Source organism: Streptomyces sp. NBC_00554, assembly GCF_041431135.1.
Taxonomy (GTDB): domain Bacteria; phylum Actinomycetota; class Actinomycetes; order Streptomycetales; family Streptomycetaceae; genus Streptomyces.
In genome coordinates, this window is the sequence record NZ_CP107799.1 from 8,349,949 (window position 1) to 8,373,116 (window position 23,168).

The 23,168-nt window shown below is 70.5% G+C and carries 22 protein-coding genes and 6 tRNA genes; 19 read left to right on the plus strand and 9 right to left on the minus strand.

Annotation, left to right across the window (positions count from 1 at the left end; genetic code table 11):
• The first annotated feature begins 250 nt into the window (after window positions 1–250).
• The 4 genes from cobT (at window position 251) to OG266_RS36880 (ending at window position 7,548) form a co-directional block, all read left to right on the plus strand.
• Window positions 251–4,174, plus strand: a complete 3,924-nt coding sequence (cobT, locus tag OG266_RS36865; RefSeq protein WP_371551046.1) for a nicotinate-nucleotide--dimethylbenzimidazole phosphoribosyltransferase — start codon at window positions 251–253, stop codon at window positions 4,172–4,174.
• 268 nt (window positions 4,175–4,442) lie between these two features.
• Complete coding sequence (gene cobA, locus OG266_RS36870; protein ID WP_371551047.1) at window positions 4,443–5,678, plus strand: uroporphyrinogen-III C-methyltransferase; 1,236 nt, start codon at window positions 4,443–4,445, stop codon at window positions 5,676–5,678.
• Between the two features lie 64 nt (window positions 5,679–5,742).
• The gene (locus tag OG266_RS36875; RefSeq protein WP_371551048.1) at window positions 5,743–6,573 is read left to right on the plus strand and encodes a TrmH family RNA methyltransferase; all 831 of its coding nucleotides are present in this window, start codon (window positions 5,743–5,745) and stop codon (window positions 6,571–6,573) included.
• Window positions 6,574–6,777: 204 nt separating this feature from the next.
• Complete coding sequence (locus OG266_RS36880) at window positions 6,778–7,548, plus strand: transposase (protein WP_371543176.1); 771 nt, start codon at window positions 6,778–6,780, stop codon at window positions 7,546–7,548.
• Between the two features lie 76 nt (window positions 7,549–7,624).
• Here OG266_RS36880 and OG266_RS36885 read toward each other — a convergent pair whose 3' ends face one another.
• Window positions 7,625–8,935 (minus strand): protein kinase, encoded by a 1,311-nt coding sequence (locus tag OG266_RS36885; RefSeq protein WP_371553089.1) that lies wholly within the window; start codon window positions 8,933–8,935, stop codon window positions 7,625–7,627.
• A gap of 196 nt (window positions 8,936–9,131) precedes the next feature.
• Between OG266_RS36885 and OG266_RS36890 the strand changes: the two genes are divergently transcribed.
• The 4 genes from OG266_RS36890 to OG266_RS36905 all read left to right on the plus strand — a co-directional run bounded on the left by OG266_RS36890 (window position 9,132) and on the right by OG266_RS36905 (window position 11,399).
• Entirely contained in the window at window positions 9,132–9,371 is a 240-nt protein-coding gene (locus OG266_RS36890) for a hypothetical protein (protein ID WP_266824867.1), read from the plus strand.
• A 244-nt stretch (window positions 9,372–9,615) separates the two neighbouring features.
• Entirely contained in the window at window positions 9,616–9,825 is a 210-nt protein-coding gene (locus OG266_RS36895) for a hypothetical protein (protein ID WP_266467415.1), read from the plus strand.
• 271 nt (window positions 9,826–10,096) lie between these two features.
• Window positions 10,097–11,032 carry a phosphotransferase family protein gene (locus OG266_RS36900; protein WP_371551050.1) on the plus strand — a complete coding sequence of 312 codons (936 nt, stop codon included), beginning with the start codon at window positions 10,097–10,099 and terminating at the stop codon, window positions 11,030–11,032.
• A 73-nt stretch (window positions 11,033–11,105) separates the two neighbouring features.
• A complete protein-coding gene (locus OG266_RS36905) occupies window positions 11,106–11,399 on the plus strand; it encodes a zf-TFIIB domain-containing protein (RefSeq protein ID WP_266467420.1) in 294 nt (97 codons plus the stop codon).
• A gap of 88 nt (window positions 11,400–11,487) precedes the next feature.
• Here the strand turns inward: OG266_RS36905 and OG266_RS36910 are convergent.
• From OG266_RS36910 to OG266_RS36930, 5 genes are all read right to left on the minus strand, one after another.
• Window positions 11,488–11,562 (minus strand) — tRNA-Val (locus tag OG266_RS36910).
• 40 nt (window positions 11,563–11,602) lie between these two features.
• A tRNA-Val gene (locus OG266_RS36915) sits at window positions 11,603–11,674 on the minus strand.
• A gap of 34 nt (window positions 11,675–11,708) precedes the next feature.
• Window positions 11,709–11,780: transfer RNA gene (locus OG266_RS36920), tRNA-Val, on the minus strand.
• Between the two features lies 1 nt (window position 11,781).
• A tRNA-Cys gene (locus OG266_RS36925) sits at window positions 11,782–11,855 on the minus strand.
• Window positions 11,856–11,894: 39 nt separating this feature from the next.
• Window positions 11,895–11,967: transfer RNA gene (locus OG266_RS36930), tRNA-Gly, on the minus strand.
• 157 nt (window positions 11,968–12,124) lie between these two features.
• On the opposite strand from OG266_RS36930, the gene OG266_RS36935 reads away from it, so the two are divergent.
• The 3 genes from OG266_RS36935 (at window position 12,125) to OG266_RS36945 (ending at window position 14,985) form a co-directional block, all read left to right on the plus strand.
• Window positions 12,125–13,162, plus strand: a complete 1,038-nt coding sequence (locus tag OG266_RS36935; protein ID WP_371551052.1) for a chorismate-binding protein — start codon at window positions 12,125–12,127, stop codon at window positions 13,160–13,162.
• Window positions 13,163–13,280: 118 nt separating this feature from the next.
• Window positions 13,281–14,102 (plus strand): aminotransferase class IV, encoded by an 822-nt coding sequence (locus OG266_RS36940; protein WP_371551054.1) that lies wholly within the window; start codon window positions 13,281–13,283, stop codon window positions 14,100–14,102.
• A gap of 61 nt (window positions 14,103–14,163) precedes the next feature.
• On the plus strand, window positions 14,164–14,985 hold the full coding sequence (locus OG266_RS36945; protein ID WP_371551056.1) for a GNAT family N-acetyltransferase: 822 nt from the start codon (window positions 14,164–14,166) through the stop codon (window positions 14,983–14,985).
• Window positions 14,986–15,034: 49 nt separating this feature from the next.
• Here OG266_RS36945 and OG266_RS36950 read toward each other — a convergent pair whose 3' ends face one another.
• Window positions 15,035–15,547 carry a DsbA family protein gene (locus OG266_RS36950; protein WP_371551057.1) on the minus strand — a complete coding sequence of 171 codons (513 nt, stop codon included), beginning with the start codon at window positions 15,545–15,547 and terminating at the stop codon, window positions 15,035–15,037.
• A 208-nt stretch (window positions 15,548–15,755) separates the two neighbouring features.
• On the opposite strand from OG266_RS36950, the gene OG266_RS36955 reads away from it, so the two are divergent.
• Window positions 15,756–16,199, plus strand: coding sequence for a hypothetical protein (locus tag OG266_RS36955; RefSeq protein ID WP_371551059.1), 444 nt, complete (start codon window positions 15,756–15,758; stop codon window positions 16,197–16,199).
• 156 nt (window positions 16,200–16,355) lie between these two features.
• Window positions 16,356–16,508 carry a hypothetical protein gene (locus OG266_RS36960; protein WP_266467439.1) on the plus strand — a complete coding sequence of 51 codons (153 nt, stop codon included), beginning with the start codon at window positions 16,356–16,358 and terminating at the stop codon, window positions 16,506–16,508.
• A 136-nt stretch (window positions 16,509–16,644) separates the two neighbouring features.
• Here OG266_RS36960 and OG266_RS36965 read toward each other — a convergent pair whose 3' ends face one another.
• Window positions 16,645–17,205 carry a CGNR zinc finger domain-containing protein gene (locus tag OG266_RS36965; protein WP_371551061.1) on the minus strand — a complete coding sequence of 187 codons (561 nt, stop codon included), beginning with the start codon at window positions 17,203–17,205 and terminating at the stop codon, window positions 16,645–16,647.
• A 272-nt stretch (window positions 17,206–17,477) separates the two neighbouring features.
• Entirely contained in the window at window positions 17,478–17,891 is a 414-nt protein-coding gene (locus tag OG266_RS36970) for an SsgA family sporulation/cell division regulator (RefSeq protein WP_003959770.1), read from the minus strand.
• Between the two features lie 191 nt (window positions 17,892–18,082).
• Here OG266_RS36970 and OG266_RS36975 point away from each other — a divergent pair, with 191 nt between their 5' ends.
• From OG266_RS36975 to OG266_RS37000, 6 genes are all read left to right on the plus strand, one after another.
• The gene (locus tag OG266_RS36975) at window positions 18,083–18,517 is read left to right on the plus strand and encodes a TIGR02611 family protein (protein ID WP_329548734.1); all 435 of its coding nucleotides are present in this window, start codon (window positions 18,083–18,085) and stop codon (window positions 18,515–18,517) included.
• A gap of 81 nt (window positions 18,518–18,598) precedes the next feature.
• Window positions 18,599–18,673, plus strand: a tRNA-Val gene (locus OG266_RS36980).
• 670 nt (window positions 18,674–19,343) lie between these two features.
• Window positions 19,344–20,669: an ABC transporter substrate-binding protein gene (locus OG266_RS36985; protein ID WP_371551062.1), complete on the plus strand. Its 1,326-nt coding sequence runs from the start codon at window positions 19,344–19,346 to the stop codon at window positions 20,667–20,669.
• Entirely contained in the window at window positions 20,669–21,637 is a 969-nt protein-coding gene (locus tag OG266_RS36990) for a carbohydrate ABC transporter permease (RefSeq protein ID WP_371551064.1), read from the plus strand. Before OG266_RS36985 ends, OG266_RS36990 begins: the two co-directional genes overlap by 1 nt.
• Window positions 21,634–22,533, plus strand: coding sequence for a carbohydrate ABC transporter permease (locus OG266_RS36995; protein ID WP_266467454.1), 900 nt, complete (start codon window positions 21,634–21,636; stop codon window positions 22,531–22,533). The genes OG266_RS36990 and OG266_RS36995 overlap by 4 nt, the downstream gene beginning before the upstream one ends.
• Complete coding sequence (locus tag OG266_RS37000; protein WP_371551067.1) at window positions 22,533–23,138, plus strand: hypothetical protein; 606 nt, start codon at window positions 22,533–22,535, stop codon at window positions 23,136–23,138. Before OG266_RS36995 ends, OG266_RS37000 begins: the two co-directional genes overlap by 1 nt.
• Window positions 23,139–23,168 lie beyond the last annotated feature (30 nt).

Here is a 23,168-nt window from a genome sequence, read left to right on the forward strand (position 1 = left end):
TTTTGAGGTGTGTGTGGTACGGCAGAACCGGAGGACGCGCAACGTGGCGCAGTCCACAGCGGGCCCTCGCGGATCGACGTGACGTGAGGGCGGGACGACCGGGACAATGCCAGTTAATGGCTTTGTCGTCTTTCTTGGCCGGTCGTTCGTGCCGCTGGGCACGCGCGCTCGTTCTTCACCATGGGGCGGTCGGTGCGCCGTTCCGGGCGAGCTGGACTTGGAAGCACTAACCGATGGGCGAGGGGTACGCATGACTGACACCGGCCAGGTCCCGGGCGAGGGACTGCCGGAGAACGCAGGCATGGTGGATCAGCCGGGCGTCCTCGCGCCGGGTGCCTACACCTTCCTCGACCCCTCCGAGAACCCCGCCGATGACGACGACCTGCTCCTGATGCCGGGCGCGCCAGGAGCACAGGGCGCGTGGGGCAACGAGGTGCCGCCGCCGGCCCCGATGCCGTTCGTCCACGAGCCGGGTCCGCATGAGCAGGGGCCGCACGAGACGGGTCCACATGAACCCGTGGCGTACGAGCCGGGTGCGCATGAACCCGGTGCTCACGAGTCGGCTCTGCACGAGTCGGCTCTGCACGAGTCGGCTCCGCACGAGACGGGATCGGACGAACCCGGTCCGCACGAGACGGCCGGGCGGGACAGCGGCTCGGTCGACCTCGGTGCCGTCCGTGTGCCGGACCCCGCGCCCGTCCTGCAGCCGACGCCGCCCCGCCGCCCGCTGCACCTCGGCCCGCCGACCCCGGACGGCTCCGCGAGCCCGGTGCGCTCACTCGCCGACCGCGGCCCCGCGGGTGCGCCGGTGAGCCCCGCTGCCGGCGCTCCGTTCACCGCCCCCGCAACTCCCGTACGGCACCCGGGTCCGCCGACGGCCGGGCCCGAGTACCTCGATGTCCCGCAGCTCTCCGAGATCCCGCCGCAGGGCGCGGTGCCGTGGGGGGTTCCACCGTCGGGACCGGAGCAGGTGGCTGCAGAAACGGTCGTCCCGGAGCCGGTGCAGGAGCCGCAGCAGAGTGCGGAGGAGTCGCAGGGCCTGGAGCCCGCTCCGGTCCTGGGAACCGAGCATGCTGCTCATGACCAGGCGCAGGCACAGGCGCAGGCACAGCCTCAGGACGTGGCTGAGACCCCGGTGCTCGCGGAGGCCGCCCAGGAACCGCAGGCCGCCCAGCTCCCGGGCCTCGCTCTGGCTTCCCAGGACCAGGACGCCCCCGGGGCCCAGGCGCTCGTGCACGCTCCCGAGTCCCCGGACGCCTTCGCCCTCCCGGCGGAGGAAGCCGCGCAGGCTCCCGAGGCCGCGTCCTCTTCGGACGGACCGCTGAACCCGCATCTCCCGCAGACCGTGGATGAGACCCCGTTCCTGGCGGCCTTGACGGCCCCGGACGCACCGCACGCCCCGGAACAGCCGGAAGACGCCGAGCCCGCCGCTGAGACGTACGCACCCGTGCACCTCGCCGTGCAGGCGCCGGCCCCGTCGGAGGGTGAGCACTTCGCACCCGAGCCGCACGCCGTTGTCGAGCAGAGCCTCGCACCCGAGCAGAACGCCGCTGTAGAGCAGAGCCCCGCACCCGAGCCGAACCCGCGCAGAGCGCTCGCGACCCCGCCGCAGATCACCGACCCGGCGCCTCAGTTCCCGGCCCAGGCAGCCCAGTTCGGGGCCCCCGCTGTCCACATCGCGGACCCCGCCGCCCAGTTCGCGGACACCCCGCACGGTCCCCACCACGCGCTGACGCAGCTCCAGCCCCAGGCGCACGTGCAGGCGGCCCCCGGGTTCCCTGTGGACGCACACACCGCGTTCGCCGGCATGGACGCCAGCGAACCGCTGCAGGGTGTCCAGGTAGGTGCCGAACCGCTGCAAGGCGTCCCGGCAGGCGTCGGCGCCCACGCGCAGGCCTCGCACGCAGCCGTGGGCCAGGCCCATGGCGAACACTTCCCAGCCTCCGGCGACGGATCGGGAGCAGGCCGGTCCGAACTCCCGGACGCCCCTCATGAGCCCCATGCGGACCGGTCCCTCGGCCAGTTCGTGCCCGTGGAGGGCACGGTGCCGACGACCCCGCACCTCGCCCCGACCCCGCCGCACGCCATGACCGTGCCGCCCTTCCCCACGGAGGAGCAGCCCACGGCCGACGAGCCCGCGGAGCAGCCGATCCAGGTGGCGCCCGCCCCCGTCCAGGAGACGGCCGAGGCGCCCGCCGGGGAAACCTCGCAGACTCCCGCCGCCGAAACGGAGCTGGTCGCCCCCGTACCAGCGCCCCGCGAGGCAGAGGTGGTGGAGGCGGCGGCCGAGGCAGCGCCCGAGGTCGAGGCACCCCCCGTACCGGAGCCCCTCCCGGCGGCCCCGGAGACCGTAGTCGCACAGCAAGCGGACGACCTGGACACCCAGGGCGCCGACCAGGAAGAGAGCACGGCCGCAGTGGAAGACGTACGAGAGTCCACCGGCCCGGCGGCACCCGGCTACAACGACGCGGAACGCGAGGCCGTCCTGCGCGTGATGCGCGAGCGCCGCGACATCCGCAACGGCTTCCGCAGCGACCCGATCCCGCACGACGTACTGCTCCGCGTCCTGGAGGCGGCCCACACGGCACCGTCCGTAGGCCACTCCCAGCCTTGGGACTTCGTCGTCATCCGCTCCGCCGACACCCGGCGTTCGATGCACGAACTCGCGGCCCGCCAGCGTGAGGCGTACGCGAAGTCGCTGCCCAAGGGCCGCGCGAAGCAGTTCAAGGAACTGAAGATCGAGGCCATCCTCGACACCCCGGTGAACATCGTCGTCACCGCCGACCCGACCCGCGGCGGCCGCCACACCCTGGGCCGTCACACGCAGCCGCAGATGGCCCCGTACTCCTCCGCGCTCGCGGTCGAGAACCTCTGGCTCGCCGCCCGTGCCGAGGGCCTCGGCGTCGGCTGGGTCAGCTTCTTCGACGAGCGCGAGATGGTCCGCGCGCTGGGCCTTCCCGAGCACCTCGAGGTCGTGGCGTACCTCTGCGTCGGCTATGTCGACGAGTTCCCGGACGAGCCCGAGCTGATGCAGGCGGGCTGGTCCAAGCGCCGCCCGCTGTCGTGGGTCGTCCACGAGGAGACGTACGGCCGTCGCGCGCTGCCCGGTGAGGAGCCGCACGACCTGCTCGCCGAGACGATCTCCAACATCCGTCCGCTGGACGCCAAAGCGCTCGGCGAGGCCTGGGAACGCCAGAAGCGGATGACCAAGCCCGCCGGCGCGCTCGGCATGCTGGAGATCATCTCCGCGCAGCTCTCGGGCCTGTCCCGGATGTGCCCGCCGCCGATCCCGGAGCCCGCCGCAGTCGCGATCTTCGCCGGCGACCACGGTGTGCACGCCCAGGGCGTCACCCACTGGCCGCAGGAGGTCACCGCCCAGATGGTGGCCAACTTCCTCGGCGGCGGCGCGGTCTGCAACGCCTTCGCCAACCAGGTCGGCGCCGAGGTCTGCGTCATCGATGTGGGCGTCGCCTCCGACCTCCCGGCCACCCCGGGCCTGCTGCCGCGCAAGATCCGCCTGGGCACCGCCGACATGACGACCGGTCCCGCGATGACCCGCGAGGAGGTCATCGCGGCCATCGAGGTGGGCATCGAGACGGCCCGCGACCTCGTGGCGGCAGGCAACAAGGCCCTGCTGACCGGCGAGATGGGAATCGCCAACACCACCGCGTCGGCGGCCCTCATCTCGGTCTTCACGGACACCGACCCGTCCGAGGTGACGGGCCGCGGCACAGGAATCAACGACGAGACACTCGCCCGCAAGACCGAGGTCGTACGCCGGGCCATCGACCTCCACCAGCCGGACCCCGCCGACCCCATCGGCGTCATGGCGGCCATCGGTGGCCTCGAACACGCGGCCATGGTCGGCCTCCTGCTCGGCGGCGCGTCCCTCCGTACGCCGGTCATCCTGGACGGCGTCAGCGCCGGCGCCGCCGCCCTCGTGGCCCGCGCCATCGCCCCCGAGGTCCTCGCCGCCTGCATCGCAGGCCACCGCAGCGCGGAGCCGGGCCACGTGGCCGCCCTGAACAAGCTGGGCCTGCGCCCCCTGGTCGACCTGGACCTCCGCCTGGGCGAGGGCACGGGCGCACTGCTGGCACTGCCGGTGGTACAGAGCGCGGCACGGGCGATGCACGAGGTGGCGACGTTCGACTCGGCAGGGGTAACTGAGAAGTAGCCTGCACGGCTGTGGGCAGGCGTTCCGCAGGGCGATGGGGGTCCCCCCGCTCGAGCGAAGTCGAGAGTGGGGGAGGGTGGGCACAGCCTGCCCACCGGGCCGCACTGTGGGGGGTCCGGGGGCGAAGCCCCCGGTTTCGGGAAGGGGCGGGCTTGGGGAAAGAACCCCCACCCCACCCCAGCCACCCACACCCCCGCACCATAAAATCCGCACGTCAGGGGCCAGTCCAAGGCACAAAGCCCCACCCCGTCCGAGGAGCCGCACCGCCATGGCCGAACACCCCGCCTACCCCGTAGGCCTCCGCCTCACCGGCCGCCGCGTAGTGGTCCTCGGCGGCGGCCAGGTAGCCCAGCGTCGCCTACCGGCACTAATCGCGGCAGGCGCCGACATCCACCTCGTGTCACCGCAGGCCACCCCCTCCGTGGAAGCGATGGCCGACGCCGGCGAGATCACCTGGACGAGACGCCCGTACGAGAACGGTGACCTGGCGGACACTTGGTACGCCCTGATCGCCACCAGCGACCACGAGGCGAACGCCGAAGCCTCCGCAGAGGCGGAGCGCCACCGCGTCTGGTGCGTCCGCTCGGACGACGCCGACGCGGCCACGGCGTGGACCCCGGCCACGGGCCACAGCGAGGGCGTCACCGTGGCGGTCCTCACGACGGATGCCCGCGGCCGCGACCCCCGCCACACCGCCGCGATCCGCGACGCGGTGGTCGAGGGCCTGCGCGACGGCACCCTGGTGGCCCCCCACCACCGCACCCGCACCCCCGGCGTCGCCCTGGTCGGCGGCGGCCCCGGCGACCCGGACCTGATCACGGTCCGCGGGCGCCGCCTCCTCGCCGAGGCCGACGTGGTCATCGCCGACCGCCTCGGCCCGCGTGACCTGCTCGCCGAACTGCCCCCGCACGTCGAGGTGATCGACGCGGCGAAGATCCCGTACGGCCGTTTCATGGCCCAGGAGGCCATCAACAACGCGCTGATCGAGCACGCCAAGCTGGGCAAGTCGGTCGTACGGCTGAAGGGCGGCGACCCGTTCGTCTACGGCCGTGGCATGGAGGAGGTCCAGGCGCTCGCCGAGGCCGGCATCCCGTGCACCGTCGTTCCCGGCATCTCCAGCTCGATCTCGGTCCCGGGCGCCGCGGGCATCCCGGTCACGCACCGCGGGGTAGCCCACGAGTTCACTGTGGTCAGCGGCCATGTGGCCCCCGACGACGAGCGCTCACTCGTCGACTGGCAGTCCCTCGCAAAGCTGCGCGGCACCCTGGTCGTGCTCATGGGCGTCGACAAGATCGGCCGGATCGCCGAAACCCTGATGGCGCACGGAAAGTCGGCCGACACCCCGGTCGCCCTGGTCCAGGAGGGCACGACGGCGGCCCAGCGCCGCGTCGACGCGACCCTGGCCACGGTCGCCGAGACCGTACGCACCGAGGACGTGAAGCCCCCGGCGGTCATCGTCATCGGCGAGGTCGTGAACGTGGGCCCCGGGAACCCCAAGCAGTAACCCCCGGTAACGCAACCTCTTCCCAGCCGTTGGCACCGCACCCAGGACAAGGCAGTATCACCCTGTGGCCGATCTCATCACCGTTGAGGACCCCGCCGACCCGCGTCTGCGCGACTACACGGGCCTGACCGACGTGGAGCTGCGCCGCAAGCGCGAACCCGCCGAGGGCCTGTTCATCGCCGAGGGCGAGAAGGTCATCAGACGGGCCAAGGACGCCGGGTACGAGATGCGCTCGATGCTGCTCTCGGCCAAGTGGGTCGACGTCATGCGCGACGTCATCGACGAACTCCCGGCCCCGGTGTACGCGGTCAGCCCCGAGCTCGCCGAACAGGTCACCGGCTACCACGTGCACCGCGGCGCGCTCGCCTCCATGCAGCGCAAGCCGTTGCCGACGGCGGACGAACTCCTGCAGTCCACCCGCCGCGTGGTCGTCATGGAGTCGGTCAACGACCACACCAACATCGGCGCGATCTTCCGCTCCGCCGCGGCGCTCGGCATGGACGCCGTGCTGCTCTCCCCGGACTGCGCCGACCCGCTCTACCGCCGCAGCGTGAAGGTCTCCATGGGCGCCGTCTTCGCCGTCCCGTACGCCCGGCTCGACTCCTGGCCCAAGGGTCTGGAGTCGGTCCGCGAGGCCGGCTTCAACCTGCTCGCCCTCACCCCCGACGAGAAGGCGAAGTCCCTCGACGAGGCGGCCCCGCACCGCATGGACCGCGTCGCGCTGATGCTCGGCGCGGAGGGCGACGGCCTGTCCACCAAGGCCCTGATGGCGGCCGACGAGTGGGTCCGCATCCCGATGGCCCACGGCGTCGACTCACTCAACGTGGGCGCGGCGGCCTCGGTCGCCTTCTACGCGGTGGCCACGGGCCGCCCGCAGCCCCTAGGGCCTGTCTGACAATTCCCGTCTGCCCCGCGACGCCATGCACGCACTCTCGCCGCACCGGGCGCAGACCCAAGTACGTCCAGTACGAGGCTCTACGCCCGGCACGCCGAGAGCACGCACCTGACGCCGCGAGGCCGCCCTCCGGGCGACGACGGGAATTGTCAGACAGGCCCTAAAGCCTGTTCCAGAAGTCCGTGAGCGGGGCATTTCCCTTGTATGAGTGGGGTGTTGAGGGCCGAGCCGGTGTGGATCGAGGTGTTCACCGGGCTCCGGGCGGATCGGTTCGCCCGGCTGCTGCGGGCGGTGCGGGAGCGAGGTGGCGAGCATCCGCGGATGGGGCGGCCGTGGCGGCTGCCGCTGGCCGAGCGGGTGCTGCTGGTGGCGGTGTATTACCGGACCAACCTGACCATGCGGCAGCTGGCGGTGTTGTTCGGCGTCTGTCCGGCGACCGTGTGCCGGACCATCCAGCAGGTGGGCCCGCTCCTCGCGCTGGAGCCGGCGCCGCGCTCCGATGGTGCGGTGGAACGGCTGTGGATCGTGGACGGCACGCTCATCCCGGTGCGGGACCGAACTGTTGCCGCCTCCAGCCGCAACTACCGCTTCTCCGCGAACGTGCAGGTTGTCATCGATGCCGACACCCGCCTCGTAGTCGCCACCGCAACCCCGGTGGCGGGCAACATCGCCGACGCCCATGCCTTTCGGGACACCGGCCTGGCCGAGGTCTGCGCCGGAACCACGGTGCTCGCCGACGGCGCCTACTGGGGCACCGGTCTCGTCATCCCGCATCGCCGCCGCGGCAAACGGCCGCTACTGCCCATCCAGGAAGCCGACAACACCGAGCACCGCAAGGTCCGCGCCCGCGTCGAGCACACCTTCGCCCGAATGAAGAACTACAAGATCCTCCGCGACTGCCGACAGCGCGGCGACGGCCTCCACCACGCCGTCCAGGCCGTCGCCCGCATGCACAACCTCGCCCTCGCTACATGATCGACGAACCCGCAACGACGCAACCGCACTGCCCGCTCACGGACTTCTGGAACAGGCTTTAGTACTCCTGCTGGAGTCAGCCCCAGTACCGCTCGGCCATCGGATCCCCGTGAAGGGGCTCGTAGGACTGCGACTGCTGTACGACCTCGCGTACGCCACCGTCGTGACCGAGGCTCCGCGCCGGCCCCTGACACCCCTGCGCCGCCGCGATCCCCAGCGCCACCAGCAGCGTCACCACGACGAACACGAAGAGCCGCTGACGCAGCAGCCGCGGGTTGGCGGGCCGCCGACCGGTTCCGGTGGTCCGGGGCCCGGGCCGCCCGGTGCCGCTGCGGGGCGCGGGCCTGCTGCCGGTGCGGCCGGTGTTCCGCGGGGGAGCGGGGCGCGCCCCCGACCGTGCGCCGCCGCCGTTCGTCCCGCCCGTACGCGGCGGGGGAGTGCCCTGCGGACGCCGCTGGGTGCGCTGCTCGGTGTACCTCTCGGTGTACTGCTCGGCGAGCCGCCCCGTCGGCCGGTCGGGATCGGTGCGCGGCGCGGGCGGGCGGACCTCGGCCAGCCCCTGTGCCTCACGCGCGGCGATCTCCTTGAGCCGCAGCGACAGTTGGAGCGTGCTGGGCCGCTCCTCCGGGTCCTTCGCGAGGCAAGCCCGCACGAGGGGTGCCAGCGCGTCCGGAACGCCGTGCAGTTGGGGCTCCTCGTGCACCACCCGGTAGAGCATCACTTCGGAACTGCCGTGCCCGAAGGGGGAGTCCTGGGTCGCCGCGTACGCGAGGGTGGCGCCCAGCGCGAACACGTCCGTGGCCGGAGTGACGGTGGCCCCGCGCACCTGCTCGGGCGCGAGGAAGCCCGGCGACCCGACAGCCGTACCGACATGCGTGAGCGTGCTCGCCCCTGTCGCCCAGGCGATCCCGAAGTCGATGATCCGCGGCCCCTTCGGGGACAGCAGGATGTTGGAGGGCTTGAGATCCCGGTGTACGACACCGGCCTCGTGCACCGCGACGAGCCCCTCGGAGAGGGCGGCACCGACGGAGGCCACATCGGCGGCGGCCAGCGGCCCTTCCTCGGCGACCTTGTCGTGCAGGGAGGGCCCGGGAACGTACTGCGTGGCGAACCACGGCCGGTCCGCCTCCAGATCCGCCGCGACAAGCCGCGCCGTGCACCCGCCGCGAATCCGCCGCGCCGCAGAGACCTCGCGCGCGAACCGCGACCGGAACTCCTGATCCTCCGCCAGATCCGGCCGGATCACCTTCAGCGCGACCCGCTGCCCACGCCGGTCGGAGCCCAGGTAGACCACGCCCATACCACCCGCGCCGAGCCGTCTGTGAAGCCTGAACGAGCCGACGACACGCGGGTCCTCGCGCCTCAGGCGCATCATCGCCATGTCCATCCCCGCTGCCCGGTCCGTTTGACGAGCCACAGCTTACGTTTACGCGGCCGGTGGCGCGCAGAGGCCGCGCCCTCTCGGCCCGATCGATTGTCAGTGCCGGGTGGGAAACTTGAAAGGTGGTCAGGGAGCGTGTGAACAGTGCGGCTTTGGACCGGCTGTGATCCCAACCACCCGTCGCAGAAGGGGGATTGAACCCGTGAAGGGTGACCGAGTGGAGATAGTCGTGGACGCCGGGGACACGACACGTACATACGAGGTGGTGGCCAGCAGGGCAGGCCGCAGGGTGGAGACGGCGGTACGCCGAGGTGTCGTAGAAGTGAGCGAAGTCACCCGAAGCGGATCAGTGGTCCGCACCGCCCGCTTCATGGCGACCCGGGTCCTGGCGCTGGTGGAGCAGCCGGTACCCAGGGAGGACAGCTCGGAACAGTCGGGATAGCAGGCACAGACCGGGCACCCCCTCCGGGAAGACCCTGAGACCTAGGACCTCGTCTCCACCCAGGGGAGTACTCCGCAGGTCATCGGTCATCCTCCGGGAGGCCCGCCAATCGGTACGAGGGCATGACGACCCACCGGCGCCGCGCACCTAGATTTGAGGTCAAGCGGCGGGTGCAGCACTCGTCCCCCGAGGTCAGACACCCGCCGCTGCCAACCACAACAGAAGCTAGGTCAGGAGAGGGACCATGGCCCACACGGCACCGCGGACGGCGATCCGCACGCAGGGACGCAAGGCATACGCCGCGGCGTTCGGCACCCGCCGCCAGGGTCAGCGCCACCCATTGGTGGCGACAGCAATGGTCCTCCCCCTGGCGGCCCTGCTCGTAGTCGTCTTCGGCGGCTGGGAAGCAGTGGTCACACAAGCGTCGTCCGTGGGCGTGATGCTGGGGCGCTGAGCGGCGCCCCAGGCCCGGAAGAGCGGTCCGGGCGGGGACATCCGGCCATGAAACCCCGTGGGGACGGGGGTGCGGCGGACGGCAAAAAATGCCCGCGCAGCTGGGGAGCTGCGCGGGCATTGCCATGCCGTCCTTGCGCCTAAACCGGCGCCGCTTTCGCGGACCAAATTGCTCGCCGTTGTGGTTGCTCAATTGATGGTTGCGGTTCAAGGCCTTTTGCCGCGTGCGTACGCTCGTGAGGAACTGATCGCATCCCAGGGGGGAACCACGCGTGACCGCAGATGTGCTGACCGCGCTGACCGCCAAGGTGCGGGGCGCGGCTCACTCGGAGGGGGTGTGCGCGCACCCCGACACAGTCCTCGCCGACCGGCAGGACGGCACCGTAGTCCGGCACGGCGACACCGTCGCGAAGGCGCACGGACCCGGCACGGACCCGGCGGAGCTCTCCCGTCGCCTGGCGGTCGCCGCGCACCCAGCCCTCACCGGCACCCTCCTCGCCCCGCTGCGCCCGGTCCCCGTCGACCTGCACGGACGCCTGGTGACCTTCTGGCCGTACGGCAGCCCCGTCGACCCGGAGAATCCCGAGGCGGCCCCCTGGGAGGCCGCCGCCATCCTGCTGGCCCGGCTGCACCGGGCGCCCGTGCCGGGCGGGCTGCCGCCCATGCGAGGCCCCGCCAAGGCGGCCCGCGCGATCGACCGGCTCCGGGCGGCGGGCCCGCACCCGGCCGCAGCCCCGGTCCTGCGTGCCTGGGCAGCCCTCCCGGCCTGGGCCCGCGCGGAAGTCCCCATGCCGGCCACGGCGGCCCTCTGCCACGGCGACCTCCATCTCGGCCAGCTCGTACGCCACCCCGCGACGAGCGGCCGCTGGCTCCTTATCGACGTCGACGACCTGGGCGTGGGCGTCCCGGCCTGGGACCTGGCCCGCCCGGCCGCCTGGTACGCCTGCGGCCTGCTCCCGCCCGACGACTGGACCCGCTTCCTGACCGCCTACCGGCACGCGGGCGGTCCGGCCGTCCCCGCCCACGGCGACCCCTGGCCCGCCCTGGACGTCGCGGCCCGCGCCCTCACCGTGCAGACGGCCGCCCTGGCGATCGCCAAGTCCGCCGCGGAGGGCCGCCCGTTGGACGAGGTGGAGCAGGCCGTGATCGACGCCTGCGACCGAATGAGCGGCGCCCCGCCCGAGTTGGCGCACGATTTCGCCAAGTAGGGTGCAACCGACCGAAGCCGGGCAGAGTCTGTCCTGGCGGAAGCAGTACCGACGGCGAGGAGTTGAGCCGAGCATGCAGTGTCCGAAGTGCCATGCGCCGATGCACACGTACAACCGCAACGGCGTCCAGATCGAGCAGTGCAGCGGTTGCCGCGGGATATTTCTCGACTACGGCGAGCTGGAGTCGCTGACCCGCATGGAGTCGCAGTGGTCGCAGCCCGCGCCGCCGCCCCCGGCCGCCCCGTACCAGGGCGCACCCGCACCCGCCTGGGGCGCCCCGCAGCACGGCGGTCACGGAGGCCACGGCGGACACTACGGCGGCCACCACCGTCAGAAGAGCTTCGGCCGCATGCTCTTCTCGTCCTGACACTCCCGGAGTCCCGGGACTCCATGGGTCCCGGGACCCCCGGATACGACGAAGCCCCCGACCGTACGAGACGGCCGGGGGCTTCGGTTGGTGCGCGATACTGGGATTGAACCAGTGACCTCTTCCGTGTCAGGGAAGCGCTCTCCCGCTGAGCTAATCGCGCAGGTCACGCGGCCTGAGCCACGCCTACTGCTGGTGCTGCGTGCGCGATACTGGGATTGAACCAGTGACCTCTTCCGTGTCAGGGAAGCGCTCTCCCGCTGAGCTAATCGCGCGGGGATCCTTACGGACCGAGTCCTTGCGGACCAGTGGACGATACTGGGATTGAACCAGTGACCTCTTCCGTGTCAGGGAAGCGCTCTCCCGCTGAGCTAATCGTCCTTGGAGGTGGAGACGGGATTTGAACCCGTGTAGACGGCTTTGCAGGCCGTTGCCTCGCCTCTCGGCCACTCCACCAGGAGTGCGGGGGTTCGGGAAGATCCCCCACTTCCTGCGAGCGGACGACCAGGTTCGAACTGGCGACCTCAACCTTGGCAAGGTTGCGCTCTACCAACTGAGCTACGTCCGCTTGTCGTTTCCGATCGGCTCACGCGTCCCGGCGACGTGTTGAACTCTAGCGGATTCCGGGGCCAGCACAAAAACGCGTTTGTGCAGCGTGCTGCGGTACGTCCACTCCAAGGACACGGTCGGGGCACCCGCAGGTCACCCGCCCTAGACTCGACTGCGTGCTCGACCTCCCTCCTCTCGCCCGCTTCGGTGGACTCGTCGCGACCGGTCTCCTCGATGTGACCTGCGACCCCTCCGCCCTGGACTCCACCGGCTTCTGGGCGGTGTCCGCCGACTTCGAGGGACGCCTCGTCTGCGCCCGCTTCCGCGACGTACGCGAGGAACCCGTGCCCGCGCCGGTGCCCGGGCAGTGGCAGGGACCCGCGACCGGCGACTGGACGTCATCACTCGACCACGCCGCGTACACCGCAGGCGTACGCCGCATCCGCGCGCACATAGCAGCCGGCGAGGTCTACCAGGCCAACCTCTGCCGCATCCTGTCCGCACCCCTCGCCCCCGACGCCGATGTCGACGCCCTCACCGCCCTCCTCGCCCGCGGCAACCCGGCACCGTACGCCGGAACGATCCGCCTGCCCGACCACGGCGTCGAAACAGCCACCGCCTCCCCCGAACTCTTCCTGCGCCGCGACGGCCGGACCGTCGAATCCGGCCCCATCAAGGGCACCGGACGCACTGAGGCCGACCTCCTGGACAAGGACTACGCCGAGAACGTCATGATCGTGGACCTGGTCCGCAACGACCTCGGCAAGGTCTGCGCCACCGGCACCGTCACCGTCCCCGACCTGTGCGCCGTCGAGAAACACCCCGGCCTCGTCCACCTCGTCTCCACCGTCCACGGCCAACTCCGCGAGGACGCCGGCTGGCCCGAACTCCTCGCCGCCGCCTTCCCGCCCGGCTCCGTCACCGGCGCCCCCAAGACCAGCGCCCTGCACATCATCAATACCCTGGAGACCGCACCCCGCGGCCCCTACTGCGGAGCCATCGGCTGGGTCGACGCCGACCACCACACCGCGGAACTCGCCGTCGGCATCCGCACCTTCTGGACCGACCGACAGGCAGGAATGCTGCGATTCGGCACCGGCGCCGGCATCACCTGGGGCTCCGACCCCGACGGAGAATGGCGCGAGACCGAACTCAAGGCCGCCAGGCTGCTCGCGGTAGCGTCGGGGGTGTACGAGGCAGGTGGGGGACCCTGACGTGCTGTGTCCACCCGGGGGACGCCGCATCCGACAGCGGCTCCGCCGCGGGCCGTATCCCCGGCCGGACCATCACGTCGAACGACGGACCCGGCACTTACGCGCGAGGTGAAATTCAGTGAAGCTCTGGCTCGACGGCGGGCTGCAGGACATCGAGGCCGCCCGCGTCTCCGTATTCGACCACGGACTGACCGTGGGCGACGGCATCTTCGAGACCGTGAAGGCGGTCGACGGGCGGCCGTTCGCGCTGACCCGTCACCTTGACCGGCTGGCCCGCTCGGCGCGCGGTCTCGGGCTGCCCGAGCCCGACCTCGACGAGGTGCGCCGCGCCTGCGCCGCCGTCCTGGACGCCAACCCGATGCCGCTCGGCCGGCTGCGGATCACGTACACCGGCGGCCACGGCCCGCTCGGCTCCGACCGCGGTGAGCACGGCCCGACCCTGGTCGTCGCCCTCGGCGCGTCCGGCCGGCGCCCCGACTCCACCTCCGTGATCACCGTCCCCTGGACCCGCAACGAGCGCGGCGCCCTGACGGGCCTCAAGACCACCTCGTACGCCGAGAACGTCGTCGCCCTGGCCCGCGCGCGCGAACACGGCGCGTCCGAGGCGTTGTTCGCCAACACGGTGGGGCAGCTGTGCGAGGGCACGGGGTCCAACGTCTTCGTCGTCCTCGACGGTGAGATCCACACCCCGCCGGTCGCCTCCGGCTGCCTCGCCGGCATCACCCGCGCGCTCGCCGTCGAGTGGACCGGCGCCAAGGAGACCGATCTGCCGCTGGACGTCCTGGAATCCGCCGAGGAGGTCTTCCTGACCTCCACGCTGCGGGATGTGCAGGCCGTGCACAGGGTCGACTCCCGCGAACTCCCGGGCGCGCCGGGCCCCGTGACCGCCAAGGCGATGCGGGTCTTCGACGAGCGGGCCGGGAACGACCTCGACCCATAAAGCCGATAAAGCCGAATTAATTCGGCTGACCTGGGACTGCGCAGCGGGTAGAACACCTTTGATGACCACCACTCTGCGGCCGACCGAGCCGCTTCAGCACGCCGCCGACGGGACGCGTTCGCGCCGCTACCAAGTGTGCGTGAACAGCCGTCCGGTGGGCGAGATACACCTTGCGACGCATTCCGTGTTCGGGCCGTCCGTCGCCCAGATCCGCCGGCTGCGCATCGAGGAGCTGGACCGGCGGCGGGGGCGGGGCACAGTGGCCGCGCTCGCCGCGGAGGAGGTGGCGCGCGGCTGGGGTTGTGAGCGGATCGAGACGGCGGTTCCCGCGGACTCCGCGGCCGGGCTCCGGCTCACCAACGCGCTCGGTTTCGTCACGCGCAACCGCAGCATGGAGAAGGCACTCGGTGAGACCCCGCCCGAACTGCCCGCAGGGAGCCGTGGCCGCCCCATGATGCAGGCCGAGTACCAGGCCTGGGACCGGCAGGGCAGGGAGCATTACGCGCAGTCGTGGATCAGCCGTGGAGTGCCGGAGGCGGAGGCGTACGCCAAGTCGCAGCGGGACCACGATCATTTGCTGCCACAAGGGCTCGCCACCGAGAACGTGCTCCTCAGCGTCCTGGAACACGAAGGCAGCCGGGTCGGGGATCTTTGGCTGGGAGAGCGCGACGGAAGCGCCTTCGTCTACAACGTCGAGGCTCACGCGGCGCATCGTGGCAAAGGGCACGGCCGTACGCTCATGCTCCTGGCCGAGGCCCAGGCGGCGGCCGCCGGGAGAAGCCGCATCGCTCTCAATGTCTTCGCGGGTAATACCCCGGCCGAGCGCCTCTACGAGTCGCTCGGCTACGAGACGACGATGTACCACCTCTACAAGAACCTGTAGTACGGGGTGGTGAGCGGCGGTACGAGGCCCGTTGCGGGAGTTACGCCTCCTACTCGGCCAGCAGCCGGTCCGCGATCTCCTCGATGCGTTCGCGCAGGCCTTCCTGGCTCTTGCTGCCGTCGAGGAGTTCACCGTCGATGACGTACGTCGGGGTGCCGGTCACGCCGATGGCCTTGCCCTCGGCCTGGTCGGCGTCGACGATCAGGATGTGCCGGCCGTCGATCAGGGCCGTGTCGAACTCCTCGGCGTCCAGGCCGAGTTCACGGGCGGCCTCGATCAGGAAGGGCTCTCCCTTGCGGTTCAGGTCCTCGACGCGGCCGAGCACCGCTTCGATGTACGGCCATGCCTGCCCCTGCTCCGCCGCCTCCTCCGCGGCCTGCGCGGCGGCGAAGGCGTGCTTGTGCTTCTCCAGCGGGAAGTGCCGCAGCCGCAGCTCCAGACGGTCGCCGTAGCGGGCACGCAGCGCACGCAGGTCGTCGAGGGCGGTGCGGCAGTCGGCGCACTCGAGTTCGCACCAGACGTCCAGGACGGCGGCCGGACGTGCGGATGAGGAGTCGTTCATGGACACCAGTCTCCCAGCCCCGGCGCGGGCGACCCAACCGGGACCGACGGCGTGCGCCGTCTCCGTGGGCCGACCGGGACCTGGGGAGGACGCCGACCCCGATTTGTCCCTGAGGTCCGCCCAGGGCATGGCATACCGGGCGTCGGGCGGTGCAGGATGGAAGGGACGAACCGACCCTGCCCGACCCAAGCCCTGCCTGGAGGACCGGATGATTGCCGAGACCGTCTGTTCCGCCGTCTCCGCGGCCGGCCTGGGCATCGCCGCGGTCACGGCCTACCGCAAGCGGTTCCTCGCGGCCGCGCGCATCGCCGCCTATTCGCTCGTGCCGGTGGGCCTGGTGATGACCGGGGTCGTCGGCTGGCTGGCCGACACCGCGTTCAGTCCGACCGCGTGGGCGGGCTTCGTCGTGCTCGGCGGTGCCTGGCTGCTGTTCATGACCACGAGGGCCGTGGAGCGGCGCGGCGGCGGGACCCGCAAGGAACGCAAGGCGGCACGGACCGCACAGCGCGAGGCGGTGGCCCCCGCGGCGTCGGCGCCCTCACTGGGCCCGGCCGTCCGCCCCGCCGCCCGGCCGGCGGCGGCACCTCGTGCCACCGGCTCCGGGGAAGACTTCAGCGACATCGAGGCCATCCTGAAGAAGCACGGCATATGACCGGGATATGACCGACTGAAACGACACAGAGACCTCACGGAGCGCGCCTAACCGATCACGTTCGAGCGCCCTCGTCACGGGATCCGGCGAACTCCCGTATTTTCTGGGCGTGTTGATCGCCCAAGAGGTGTCCGCTGCGCCATCATCGCCCGCGAGATGCTGGACACAACACAGAGCGACACCGCCGCCCCGTCACAGGAGCGGCGTGGTTGTCTCTTCGCGCTCTCCCAGCCACCGCTGATGATCTTCCTAGCGGTGATCGGCTGTCTCCTGCTCATGGCTTCGCTGCACGACCTGCTGCTGCTCTGAGCCGTACACGGAGCCCCTGGCGTCACCCGCTGAGGGCTCCGTCAACCCGCCATTCCTTGCGCCGGGCCGAAGTCGAACGGGCACGCCCGCGTCCCCGCCGACGACTCCCGCGACGCCTCGGGAGCCGATATGCCCGTCAGCCCGCCGCTTCCTTGCGGCGTGCGCGGTACGCGGCCACGTGGAGGCGGTTTCCGCAGGTGCGGCTGTCGCAGTAGCGGCGGGACCGGTTGCGGGACAGGTCGACGAAGGCGCGCCGGCAGTCGGGGGCCTCGCAGCGGCGGAGCCTCTCCTGCTCCCCGGCCACCACGAAGAAGGCCAGCGCCATCCCGCAGTCGGCGGCGAGATGGTCGGCGACCGAGGCGCCCGGCGCGAAGTAGTGCACGTGCCAGTCGTAGCCGTCGTGATCGGTGAGCCGGGGCGTGGTGCCCGCGGTGGCGACCAGCTCGTTGATCAGAGCGGCGGCGATCCGCGGATCACCGGTGGCGAAGACCCCGGCGAACTTGGCGCGAACCTTGTGCACGGCCGCGAGATCGTACTCGGACAGCTCGCCGACATCGCTGATCTCGTGCTTTCGTACGAAATCGGCGAGGGAGGCGATATCCGCGAGCCCGTCGTCCGTCGTGTGGTCCTCCGGCGCGGTGTTCACCAGATCCACCATGGCGTCGAGGGCACACCGCGTGTCGTGGGTGATCAGCACGATTAGCTCCCTGGCCTGGGGGTCGGGCTGGCGCCCGCCCGATGCTGGCCGATGGTAGTGGCTTCGCGGCGCGGGGGAGCGGGGCCTGTCTCGCCGGGGCATGGCCACGGGCGCCGGTGCGCGGTACCTGGGAGCTGTCTTGCCGGGCGCGCGCACCGGCGCCGCCCCCGCGGAACTTCCGCGGTGACGGCGCCGGTGTACGCCCTATTCGGTTGTCTAGGCCCGAGCCGTCTCCCCGAGTGGACGGCGCCGGGCGGCTCTGAGGTGACTCGTCAGCTCTCGGCCAGGATGTGTGAGAGCTCCGTGTCGAGATCGAAGTGCCGGTGTTCCGTGCCTGGGGGCACGGCGGCGTCCGTTCGCTTCAGGAACGACTCGAGGGCCCGCGCCGGGGCCTCGAGCAGGGCTTCGCCCTCCGGGGAGCTCAGGGCGATGCATACGACGCCCTGACCGTGGCTCCGGGACGGCCAGACTCGGACGTCGCCGGTACCGGTGGGCCGGTGCAGGCCCTCGGCCAGGAGGTCGCGGGCGAACACCCACTCGACGGTTTCCTCGGCTCCGGTGTGGAAGGTGGCGTGCACGGCGTAGGGATCGGCCGTGTCATACCGCAGTCCTGCGGGAACAGGCAGTGAGGACTCGCTCGACACAACGAGGCGCAGGTGCAGCTCGCAGCTGACCGTGGTGTTCATAAGCGCCAGGGCCTTTCGCTCAGTGTGCGCTCGGGGATTCGCACGTCGGCGAAATCGACATGCCACCTACGGTGCCGTTGTAAACCCCTCTGAGTGTTTTGCGTGCCTTTACGTAACTCATCCGGCCGAGAGCTCGTTCGCCGGATAGGACCATTCCGGTGACTGGTTTCTCTCGGGTAGGGTTTGGCCGTATGAATACGGGGAGTGACGAGCCGGGCGAGATCGCCACGGCTGATGACGGAACGAAGGCCGAGCGAGCGCTTGGTTCGCGGGCACCGCATTTCATCAAGGCGCGTCGCGCGCTGCACCTGCCCTGGCAGGTGGGCGTTTTCATCGTGGGTCTCGCGGTGGTCGGCGCGGGCGTGGTCATGCTTCCGCTGCCGGGGCCCGGCTGGCTGGTGATCTTCGGTGGCATGGCGATCTGGGCGACCGAGTTCGTCTGGGCGCAGCTCGTGCTCCGCTGGACGAAGCGCAAGGTCACCGAGGCGACGCAGCGTGCTCTCGACCCCGAGGTGCGTCGACGCAACATCATCCTCACGTCGATCGGGCTCGTGATCATCGTGGGCCTCGGTGCCGTCTACGTCTGGAAGTTCGGCTTCGAGATGCCCTGGAACATCAAGGAGTGACGGTGTACTCCCGGGGCCTGTGATGGCCCCTCGGCAGGTCGGAGCCACCCCCTGACATGGGGTAATGTTCTCCCTGCGCCCGGGCGATTAGCTCAGCGGGAGAGCGCTTCGTTCACACCGAAGAGGTCACTGGTTCGATCCCAGTATCGCCCACCACCGCGTTAGGCGGCCCAGCTCCACGGAAGACGTGGACCGGGTCGCCTTCGTCGTTTCCGCCCGGCTGAGCGGCCGTGGTGTTGCCTGCCGGTACGAGGGGCGGCGGCCGAGAAGGGGCGCTGGAATCGACGGTGGCCGCGATACGCGCAGGGCGCGCCTTGCCGCCCTTGATCTCGGCGGTCGCTGGGCTGTCGTGAGCTGTGGCCGACCGTGCCGCACGCCCGCCGGCAGCGGCCCGACACCGCGTGCCACTCCACGGTCGGACCGACCTCTGATCAGCCCATACCGAGTTCGGGCCACCCTCTGATCGCGCAGCCCTCCCGGTCGATCCACGGCGGCCGAGCCACCCTCAGGCCCAGCCCGGCCCCGCCCCGCCATGCCCCCGAGAGTCACCCCCCGTCACCCCTCACGCTCGGTTCCCCCACCCCGCCCAACCCCCCAACCCCCGTCTGTTTTCAGCCCCACTCGTATCTCGCCCGACCCCCCGAATCCCGTTCGGCAGGTCGGTCGCACCCACCCGACCTGCACACTCGCGGACGCGACCCGGGGCCAACTCCCAGTTCGCGCCGCCGTGCAGGCGGACCGCCGCACATCAATTCCTGTCCGAATCATTGACGCGCCCGAAAGCCCTCCGTACCTTATGCCAGCAAGCGCTTACTTGAAACGATTCATGCGGCAGGCGGCGGTGACGTCGCGGGGAGGCCCGACTGTGGGAAACAACGGGAGTGTTGAGAGGCGTACGGTCCTCAAGGCGGCCGGAGCTTCGCTGGCCACGCTGGGACTGGCGGCGGCGACGGGGTGCGGTGGGGGGAGCGGTTCCGGGGACGGGACCGTCACGATCCGGTACGCCTGGTGGGGTGCCGACGAGCGGGCGAAGCGGATCAACCAGTCCATCGCGCTCTTCGAGAAGAAGTACCCGAAGATCAAGGTGAAGACGGACTTCCAGGACTACGTGGCCTTTTGGGAGAAGTTCCAGACCCAGGCCGCGGGCGGAAATCCGCCGGACGTATTCCAGAACGCGGTGGGATTTCTTCGGAAGTACGACAAGAGAAGTGTGCTGCTCGACCTCAAGCCCCAAGTGGAAGCGGGCAATTTGAGCCTGGAGAACTTCCGCGCCGGAGTCGAAAAGGTCGGCGAGGTCGACGGAAAGATTCTCGGAGTACCCGTCGGATCCAACACCATGTCACTTGTCATCGACGAGAAGGTATTTGAGAAGGCCGGCATCAAGGCCGAGCAGGGCTGGACGTGGGACGAGTATTTCGCCGCCCTCAAGAAGATCCATGACTCGCAGAAGGTGGCGGGTGACACCGGCTACTTCGGCATCATGTATCTCTACGACCTCTACCTCCGGCAGAACGGGAAGGCCTTCTTCACCGCGGACGGACTCGGCTTCGACGAGGCCGATCTGACGGAGTGGTGGACGGACGCGTACAACCGCGTCAAGGCCGGGATCATCACCGACCCGAAGCGGGTCGAGCAGGACAAGCCGAAGTCCTCGCTCTCGGCCGCCCACGGCGCCTCCGAGTTCACCTGGGACAACTTCACGGTGCGTTACACCGCGGAGGGCGACAGCACGTACGGCCTCGCGCCGATCCCCACGACCGACGGCAAGCAGACCGGTCAGTACCTCGCCTCGCTCATGCTGAGCGCCTCCGCGCGCACCCAGCACCCCAAGGAAGTCGCCCAGTTCATCAACTTCATGGTCCACGACCCCGAGGTCGGCAAGATCATGGGTTACGACCGCGGCATCCTCGCCACCACCGAGCAGTTCGAGGCGTTCACGCCGGCCGACGCCCCCAGCAAGGCGATCGCGCAGTACGAGGAGGATGTCGCCGCGGCCGGAGTCCTCGGCACCATCACCCCGCACCCGGCCGGCGCGGACACCGCAGAGGCGGCCTTCCTGCGTATCGCCGGTGACATGTCGCAGGGCACGACCAAGGTCGCCGACGCGGTGAAGCAGTTCTTCTCCGAGGCGAAGACCGCCCTCGCCGCCTGATGGGAACCGCAGTGACGCTCGTCAAGGACTCTCCGCCCGACGCCCCGGAGATACACCCCGCGGCCCCCGCCGACCGAAAGCGGCGGGGGCGCCGGGAGAATCTCGCCGGCTATCTCTTCATGTCCCCCTGGATCGCGGGCTTCCTGCTGCTGACCGCGGGGCCGATGGCCGCCTCGTTCTACTTCGCGTTCACCGATTACAACCTCTTCAATTCACCGCGGTGGATCGGCTTCGACAACTTCACCAAGATGTTCGAGGACCCCCGGTGGCAGAAGTCGGTCGAGGTGACGGCCAAGTACGTCGTCATCGGCACGCCGCTGAAGCTGCTCCTCGCGCTGGGAGTCGCCCTGCTGCTCGCGCAGAGCAGGCGCGGCCAGGCCTTCTACCGGGCCGCCTTCTACGCCCCTTCGCTGATCGGAGCGAGCGTCTCCGTCGGCTTCGTGTGGCGCGCGCTCTTCTCGGACGAAGCCATCGTCGACCGTACGCAGTCGTTCTTCGGCTTCCACACCGGCGGCTGGGTCGGCGATCCGGACTGGGTGCTCTACAGCCTGGTCGCGCTCACCGTGTGGCAGTTCGGGGCGCCCATGGTGATCTTCCTGGCAGGGCTCAAGCAGGTGCCGAAGGAGCTGTACGAGGCTGCCGAGGTGGACGGCGCCGGGCCGCTGCGGCGGTTCTGGAACATCACGCTGCCGATGATCTCGCCGGTGCTCTTCTTCAACGTGCTCCTGGAGACCATCCACTCCTTCCAGATCTTCGGCTCGGCCTACGTCGTCTCCAACGCCACCTGCGGACCGGCCGACGCCACGCTCGTCTACACCTGCTACCTGTACCAAAAGGGTTTCAGGGAGTCCCAGATGGGCTTCGCCTCCGCGATGGCCTGGATGCTGCTGCTCGCCGTGGCGCTGGTGACGGCCGTCCTCTTCTGGTCGCAGAAGCGGTGGGTGCACTACGAGGAGGACGCCCGATGAGCACCACCCTGCGCAAGCCCGTGGAACTCGGCCCGGCGGTGGCCGGACGGCCCCCCAGCGGCCGCAAGCGCTCCGGTTCCCTCGCCTGGCACCTCGGCGCCCTGGCCGTCCTCGCCGTCGTCCTCTACCCCGTCATCTGGGTCATCGGCGCCTCGTTCAAGCCCAGCCGCGAGATCATCGGCAGCCTCGACCTGTTCCCGACCAGCCCCATCCTCGGCAACTTCAAGGGGCTCGCCGACGGCATCGCGGACATCTCGATCGCCACCTTCTTCCAGAACTCCCTCTTCTACGCGCTCGGTTCCGTCGTCGGCATCGTCATCTCCTGCTCGTTGACGGCGTACGCCTTCGCCAAGATCAGGTTCGCCGGGCGGAACCTGATGTTCTCGATCATGATCGGCACGCTTCTGCTGCCGTACCACGTGCTGCTCATTCCGCAGTACGTGATGTTCCAGAAGATGGAGCTGATCAACACCTATGTGCCGCTGCTGATCGGCAAGTACCTGGCCACCGAGGCGTTCTTCGTCTTCCTGATGGTGCAGTTCATGCGGAATCTGCCGCGCGAGCTGGACGAGGCGGCCCGGCTCGACGGGTGCGGGCATCTGCGGATCTACTGGTCGATCGTGCTGCCGCTGTGCCGGCCCGCGCTCATCACCAGCGCGATCTTCACGTTCATCAACGCCTGGAACGACTTCATGGGCCCGCTCATCTACCTCAACGAACCCAGCAAGTACACCGTCTCGCTGGGGATGATGATGTTCCGCGACCAGGAGGGTGTCGCCAACTACGGCGGCATGATCGCGATGTCGTTGGTCGCGCTGCTGCCCGTGCTGCTGTTCTTCCTCGCCTTCCAGCGGTATCTGATCGACGGTATGGCGACGTCGGGGTTGAAGGGCTGATGGCCGGCAGTCAGGCACGCGCCAAGGAACGCAGGAAACCTCGGGAGTCCGCGTTCGCCGAGCGGTTCGCCGTCTTCGCCGAGTGTCTGCTCACCGGGGTGTGGATCGCGGTGGCCTCGCTGCCGCTGGTCACCTACCCCGCCGCGTTCGCCGCGGGTGCGCGGCATCTGCGGCGGCGTACGGCCCATGAGGCCGGTGGCTGGCGGGAGTTCACGGCCGACTTCCGGGCGGCCGTCCGGGGCGGCTGGATCGCCGGGGTCGCCGGCTGGGCCGCGGCCGCCGCGGTCTGGGTGGACGTCCAGGCCGTGCGCGCCGGGATCCCCGGTGGCCCGCTGGTCGGGGCCGTCGGACTCTTCGCGCTGATCGGACTCGCCGTCGCCGGGCTGCGCGCGGCGGCGGTCTGGGAGCCCGGGGCGTCCTGGCGTGTGCTGCTCGCGGGCGCCGGGCGTCGTACGGTCCTCGACCCGGCCGGGTCGTTCCTGCTCGTCGGCGGACTGGCCGTGGTGGCCTGTTCCGCCTGGCTCATCGCACCACTGGCGGTCCCCGTCCTGGGGGCCGTCGCGGCGGCGGCCGTCGCCGTCGAGGAGCGCCACCGCCTCCGGTGAGCCCCTCGCAGGTCGGCGCCCTGGGCGTCG